This window comes from Planomonospora algeriensis (genome assembly GCF_977012225.1).
The window spans coordinates 1-5,721 of the sequence record NZ_CDRNDK010000404.1 but is presented as its reverse complement, the minus strand read 5'-3'; the positions used below and the strand labels follow the sequence as shown (position 1 = coordinate 5,721).

7 protein-coding genes are annotated in these 5,721 nt (G+C 74.8%); all 7 read left to right on the top strand.

Translation table 11 applies throughout. The features are described 5' to 3' along the window. The first annotated feature begins 15 nt into the window (after positions 1–15). Positions 16–669, top strand: coding sequence for a 2,3-dihydro-2,3-dihydroxybenzoate dehydrogenase (locus tag ACWJ6R_RS28730; RefSeq protein WP_449065227.1), 654 nt, complete (start codon positions 16–18; stop codon positions 667–669). Positions 670–767: 98 nt separating this feature from the next. Then, positions 768–1,943, top strand: coding sequence for an isochorismate synthase (locus ACWJ6R_RS28725; RefSeq protein ID WP_449065226.1), 1,176 nt, complete (start codon positions 768–770; stop codon positions 1,941–1,943). Then, a complete protein-coding gene (locus tag ACWJ6R_RS28720) occupies positions 1,930–3,462 on the top strand; it encodes a (2,3-dihydroxybenzoyl)adenylate synthase (protein ID WP_449065225.1) in 1,533 nt (510 codons plus the stop codon). The genes ACWJ6R_RS28725 and ACWJ6R_RS28720 overlap by 14 nt, the downstream gene beginning before the upstream one ends. A gap of 6 nt (positions 3,463–3,468) precedes the next feature. After that, the gene (locus tag ACWJ6R_RS28715; RefSeq protein WP_449065224.1) at positions 3,469–4,116 is read left to right on the top strand and encodes an isochorismatase family protein; all 648 of its coding nucleotides are present in this window, start codon (positions 3,469–3,471) and stop codon (positions 4,114–4,116) included. Next, positions 4,109–4,327, top strand: coding sequence for a phosphopantetheine-binding protein (locus tag ACWJ6R_RS28710; RefSeq protein ID WP_449065223.1), 219 nt, complete (start codon positions 4,109–4,111; stop codon positions 4,325–4,327). Before ACWJ6R_RS28715 ends, ACWJ6R_RS28710 begins: the two co-directional genes overlap by 8 nt. Next, positions 4,324–5,217: a condensation domain-containing protein gene (locus ACWJ6R_RS28705; RefSeq protein ID WP_449065222.1), complete on the top strand. Its 894-nt coding sequence runs from the start codon at positions 4,324–4,326 to the stop codon at positions 5,215–5,217. Before ACWJ6R_RS28710 ends, ACWJ6R_RS28705 begins: the two co-directional genes overlap by 4 nt. Next, the coding region (locus ACWJ6R_RS28700) for a condensation domain-containing protein (RefSeq protein ID WP_449065221.1) at positions 5,142–5,721 on the top strand (580 nt) is incomplete at its 3' end. The genes ACWJ6R_RS28705 and ACWJ6R_RS28700, both read left to right, overlap by 76 nt.

Sequence of the window (5,721 nt, the reverse complement as noted above, 5' to 3'; positions counted from 1 at the left end):
GGGTCCGCGGGCGGCCTGGACGCCGCCGCGGCGGAGGAGCTCAAGGGCGCGACGCCGTACCGGCTGGACGTGCGCGACCCGCGCGCGGTCGAGGAGACGGTCGCGGCCGTCGAGCGGGACCTGGGCCCGATCGACATCCTGGTCAACGTCGCGGGCGTGCTCCTGCCCGGCCAGGCCGCGGAGACCGACGACGAACGGTGGCGGCGGACCTTCGCGGTCAACACCGACGGCGTCTTCCACGCCTCCCGCGCGGTCGCCGCCCGGATGACCCCCCGGCGGCGCGGCGTGATCGTCACCGTCGGCTCCAACGCCGCCTCGGTGCCGCGGGTCGGCATGGCCGCCTACGCCGCCTCCAAGGCCGCCGCCACCATGTTCACCCGCTGCCTCGGCCTGGAGCTGGCCCGGCACGGCATCCGCTGCAACGTCGTCTCCCCCGGCTCGACCGACACCGCCATGCTGCGCGCTCTCGCCGGGGACCGCGACCCCGAGGACGCGCAGAGCGCCGTGCTCAACGGCGACCCTGCCGCCTTCCGGGTCGGCATCCCGCTCGGCCGCGTCGCCGAGCCCGCGGACGTCGCCGACGCCGTCCTCTTCCTCGCCTCCGACCGGGCCAGGCACATCACCATGCACGACCTCCTCGTCGACGGCGGCGCGACCCTCCGCACCTGACCGGACAGGGCCGCTCCGGCCTCCCCGACCTCTCCGACCTCCCCGACCTCTCCGCCGACGGCGGCGCGACCCCTTGCGCCCGACCAGATTGGACTTCGATGCATTCGCTGACAACCGCCGCGGACCCGCTGGCGGGCTACGCACCCAGCGAGTCGGTGCTCTACTCCTCGCCGGGCGGCACGCTGCTCACCCGGGGCGTGCGCACCGTCGTCGGCGGCGGGCTCGGCTCCCTGCCCGAACGGGTCACGGCCGTGCTCGGCGCGAACAGCGCGATGGACGGCGCGGCGGACAGGCCGACGGCCTGGGCGGCGAGCAGGGTGGCGGCCGGGACGATCGGGTTCGACGGCGCGGCGCACCTGATCGTCCCGGCCGCGGCGACCTGGTCGGGTCCGCTGGAACCCGTCGCGGCGACCCCGCGCGGCGGCTGGCGGGTCCGGCCGGTCCCGGCCCCCGAGGACTACCGCAAGGCCGTACGGCGGGCGGTGGAGATCTTCGAGGACGCGGCGGGCGACCCGGACGGTCTGCGCAAGGTGGTCCTCGCCCGGACCCTGGAACTCGACGGCGACGGGCCCGTCGACCTGCGCGAGCTGCTGCGTCCCCTGGCCGGGCGCGACCTGTCCTTCGCCGCGCCGCTGCCCGGCGGCCGCACCCTCATCGGCGCCAGCCCCGAGCTGCTCGTCTCGCGCCGGGGCCGGAGCGTGCTCTCCAACCCCCTGGCCGGCTCCGCGGCCCGCAGCGCCGACCCCGCCGAGGACCGCCGCCGCGCCGAGGCGCTGACCGCCTCCGCCAAGGACCTGTACGAGCACCGCCTGGTGGTGGAGGCGGTCGCCGACGCGCTCCAGCCGTACTGCGCGCAGCTGGAGGTGCCGTACACCCCCGAGCTGACCTCCACCGAGACGATGTGGCACCTGTCCACCCGCGTCACCGGCGTGCTGCGCGACCCCGGCACGCCCTCCCTCGCGCTCGCCGCCGCCCTGCACCCCACCCCGGCCGTGTGCGGGACGCCCCGCGCCGAGGCCCGGCGGGTGATCGGAGAGCTGGAGCCGTTCGACCGCGGCGCCTACACCGGCCTGGTCGGCTGGACCGACGCGGCCGGCGACGGCGAGTGGGCGGTGACCATCCGCTGCGCCGAGGTGGCGGAGCGGACCCTGCGGCTCTTCGCGGGCGCCGGGATCGTCCCCGGCTCCGACCCCGAGCGGGAGCTCGCCGAGACCTCCGCCAAGTTCCGGACCATGCTGCTGGCCCTGGGAGTGAACACCGATGCACTGGCCTGACGACGTCGCCGCCCGCTACCGCGCCGCCGGATACTGGCGGGGTGAGACCTTTGGCGGCCTGCTGCGCGACCTCGCCGCCCGGTACGGCTCCCGCCCCGCGCTGATCTCCCCCGGCTCCCCGGGCTCACCCGCCGCCCGGTGGACCTTCCGGGACCTGGACGAGCGGGCCGACCGGCTCGCCGCCGGGCTGCACGCCGCCGGGATCCGGCACGGCGACCGGGTCGTCCTGCAGCTGCCGAACGTGCCCGAGTTCCACCAGGTCTGCTTCGCGCTCTTCCGGATCGGCGCGCTCCCGGTCTTCGCGCTGCCCGCGCACCGCTCCGCGGAGATCTCCTACTTCTGCGAGTTCACCGAGGCCGCCGCCTACATCTGCCCGGACGAGGAGCACAAGGCGTACGCCCCGGGCACCCGCGCGTTCACCCTGGCCGAGCTGGCCGGGCTGTCGGAGACCGATCCCCTCGACCTGCCCGACGCCGACCCCGGGGACGTGGCGTTCCTGCAGCTGTCCGGCGGCAGCACCGGCCTGCCCAAGCTGATCCCGCGGACCCACGACGACTACATCTACAGCTTCCGGGCCAGCGCCGAGATCTGCGAGCTGACCCCCGACAGCGTCTACCTGTGCGCGCTGCCGGCCGCGCACAACTTCCCGATGAGCTCCCCCGGCGTCTTCGGCGCGCTCAGCGCCGGGGCGGCCAGCGTGCTGGCGCCCGACCCCAGCCCCGGCACCTGCTTCCCGCTGATCGAGCGGGAGCGGGTCACCATCGCCGCGCTGGTCCCGCCGCTCGCGCTGGTCTGGATGGACGCCGCCGCCTCCGGCGGGCACGACCTGTCGAGCCTGGAGGTGCTCCAGGTCGGCGGAGCCAAGTTCAGCCGGGAGGCGGCCAAGCGGGTCGGGCCCGAGCTGGGCTGCACCCTGCAGCAGGTCTTCGGCATGGCCGAGGGGCTGGTCAACTACACCCGGCTCGACGACCCCGAGGACGTGATCGTCTCCACCCAGGGCCGCCCCATCTCCCCGGACGACGAGATCCTCATCCTGGACGACGAGGGGAACGAGAGCGACTACGGCCACCTGCTGACCCGCGGGCCGTACACGATCCGCGGCTACTGGCGGGCCGACGAGCACAACAGGACGGCGTTCACCGAAGACGGCTTCTACCGGACCGGCGACATCGTCCGGCGCACCGAGGGCGGTTACCTCGTCGTCGAGGGCCGGGCCAAGGACCAGATCAACCGGGGCGGCGAGAAGATCGCCGCGGAGGAGGTCGAGAACCACCTCCTGGCCCACCCGGCGATCCGCGACGCCAGCGTGGTCGCCGTCCCCGACCCCTACCTGGGCGAGCGCACCCGCGCCTACCTGATCTGCCGCGGCGAGGCGCCGAAGAAGGCCGAGCTCCGGGCCTTCCTGCGGGAACGCGGCATCGCCGCCTTCAAGATCCCGGACATGTTCGAGTTCGTCGACGCCTTCCCGCAGACCGCGGTCGGCAAGGTCAGCAAGCGCCACCTCCGCGAAAGGACCTGACACACCATGGCGATCCCCCGGATCCAGCCCTACCCGATGCCGGACGACCTGCCCGCCAACCGGGTCGCGTGGCAGCCCGACGCCCGCCGCGCCGTCCTGCTCATCCACGACATGCAGAACCACTTCGTGCGCGCCTTCACCCCCGGGCAGTCGCCGCTGGTCGAGCTGATGTCCAACGTCCTGGCGCTGCGCGAGCACTGCGCGGCCCTGGGCGTGCCCGTCGTCTACTCGGCGCAGCCCGGCGCGCAGAGCGCCGAGCAGCGCGGCCTGCTGCTCGACTTCTGGGGCGACGGCATCGGCCCCGACCCGCACGACGCCCGGATCGTCGACGGGCTGGCGCCGCGCGAGGGCGACGTGCTGCTCACCAAGTGGCGCTACAGCGCCTACCAGCGGACCGGCCTGGCCGAGCTGATGGACTCCCTCGGCCGCGACCAGCTCATCGTCTGCGGGATCTACGCGCACATCGGCGTGCTGATGACCGCCTGCGAGGCGTTCATGCGGGACGTGCAGCCGTTCGTGGTCGCCGACGCGATCGCCGACTTCTCCGCCGAGCACCACCGGATGGCCCTCGACTACGCCGCCCAGCGCTGCGCCGTCACCGTCACCACCCGGCAGCTCAGCCGCGCCCTCACCCGGGAGGTGGCCGGTGTCTGACACCGCCGTACGGCTCCGCGCCGAGATCGCCGAACTGCTCTACGTGGACCCCGAGGAGCTGGAGTTCGACGAGAACCTCATGGACGCCGGGCTGGACTCCATCCGGGTGATGACCCTGATCGAGCGGTGGCGCCGCGAGGGCGTCGAGCTGACCTTCGCCGACCTGGCGGAGAAGCCCACCGTCGCGGCCTGGGCGGAGCTGCTGAGTTGAGCGCTTCCGAGTCGAGTGCCATCAGGCCGGGTTCCGCCCCAGGTTCCGCCGGACCGGGTTCCGCCGGACCGGGTTCCGAGACCTTCCCGCTCACCGGGGCGCAGGCGGGCATCTGGTTCGCCCAGCGCCTGGATCCCGGCAACCCCGTCTACAACACCGCCGACCGGGTCGACATCCACGGCGCGGTCGACCCGGCGCTGTTCGAGCGGGCGCTCCGGCGCGGCCTGGCCGAGGCCGAGCCGCTGCGCCTGCGCTTCACCGAGGAGCCCGCCCAGTACCTGCCGGAGTGCGACTCGCTGCGCGACTCCATCACCGTCCTCGACCTGCGCGGCGAGGCCGACCCGGACGCCGCCGCCGAGGCGTGGATGCGCGCCGACGTGCGCACGCCGGTGGACCCGGTGGACGGCGGCGGCGACGGCTCCCTGTCCCGCCACGCCCTGCTCCGCCTGGCCGACGACCGGTTCACCTGGTATCTGCGGGTGCACCACCTGCTGATCGACGCCTACGCGATGTCTATGCTGGTCGGCCGGGTCGCGGAGATCTACAGCGCGCTGGCCGACGGCCTGCCGAGCGGCCCGAGCCCGTTCGGCGGGCTGGCGCCCGTGCTGGAGGAGGAGGCCGCCTATCTCGGCTCCGAGCGCCACGCCAAGGACCGGGCCTACTGGCTCGGCGTGCTGGACGGCGCTCCCGAGCCCGCGGGCCTGGCGGGCGCGCCGCGCTCTCGGCGCGGGAGGTCGTACGGCACCGCGAGGAGCTGCCCGCCACCGGGCACTGGGAGGCGCTCGCCCGCGAGACCCGGACGACCTGGGCCGAGGTGGCCGCCGCCGGGGTCGCCGTCTACCTCGGGCGGCTCACCGGGAGCACCGACGTACTGGTCGGCCTGCCGCTGATGAACCGGTCCGGTGCCGCCCTGCGGGTGCCGTGCCTGACCGTCAACGTGCTCCCGCTCCGGCTCGACGTGCGCCCCGGCGTCCCGCTCGGCGACCTGGTCCGGCAGACGGCCCGGCGGATGGCCGAGGCCCGCCGCCACTCCCGGTACCGGATCGAGGAGCTCCGCCGCGACCTCGGCCTGTCCGGTTCCGCACGGGCGCTGTTCGGCCCGCTGCTCAACATCAAGCCGTTCGCGTCCGACGTGAAGTTCGGTCCGCTGCCCGGCACCGTGCGCAACCTCGCCGCCGGGCCCGTCGACGACCTGGCCGTGGCGCTGCTGCTCGACGGCGACCGCCTGACCCTCGAACTCGACGGCAACGCCGCCCTCTACTCGGAGCGGGACCTGGCCGTCCACGCCCGGCGGCTGGCCCGGCTCCTGTCGGCCCTGGCCGACGTCCCGCCCGGCACCCCGGTCGGCCGCCTGCCCCTGCTCACCGCGGAGGACGAGGCTGCCCTGCCCGCCG